Genomic DNA, 628 nt, shown 5'->3' on the forward strand with positions numbered 1-628 from the left:
GTCACGACAAGCCGAAACGCTGATGATTTGGGGCCAGCCCTATTATGGCATCTGATACATGACCGCACCCGATCACACGCTCGCGCCGTTCAAAAACCACTTGCATCAATGGGGGCATCCATACATGCACAAATCGGCTGATGGCCAGGCTACCCCTTTCCCCGGACGGACTTATCCAACGGCCTCTGTGACTGGTATGCCAAGGGCGGTGTAGCCGTTCATGACGGCGATGCGGATGTGGACTTCCGCGACCTGACGGTCGAAGTCCCGCGCCATGAGGCGCTGCCCAGCAGTTTCATGCAGTGCATCTTGGTCTCGACGCGGCTTCGCCGGTGGTATCCGCTCCAGTTTCGCCAGATCGCGCGACCGAGGTATTTCGAAGCTCGCAGGGCCTCGTTTCTGGCCACCGCAGCGGTGACAGTTTTCCACAACTTCGCATCTTTGCGGGGTGGGATGACGGCATTCGCACCGCGGTCAGCGATGGCGTCGTGGCACTTGCGGGTGTCATAGGCACCGTCTGCGGTGACGCTCGCGATCTCCTCTTGGGCTGGGATCTGGCTGAGCAGGTCAGGCAGGATAGGTGCATCGCCGATATGGCTCCCGGTGACCTCGACAGCCCGGACCTCCA

General features: G+C 60.8%; 1 pseudogene. It reads right to left on the reverse strand.

What is annotated here, in order from left to right:
* Positions 1-171: 171 nt before the first annotated feature.
* Positions 172-628 (reverse strand): annotated as a pseudogene (locus tag FQ320_RS25360) (IS5 family transposase); the annotation flags it as partial.

Origin of the sequence: Oceaniovalibus sp. ACAM 378 (assembly GCF_008085915.1) — a bacterium.
Classification (GTDB): Bacteria; Pseudomonadota; Alphaproteobacteria; order Rhodobacterales; family Rhodobacteraceae; genus Oceaniglobus.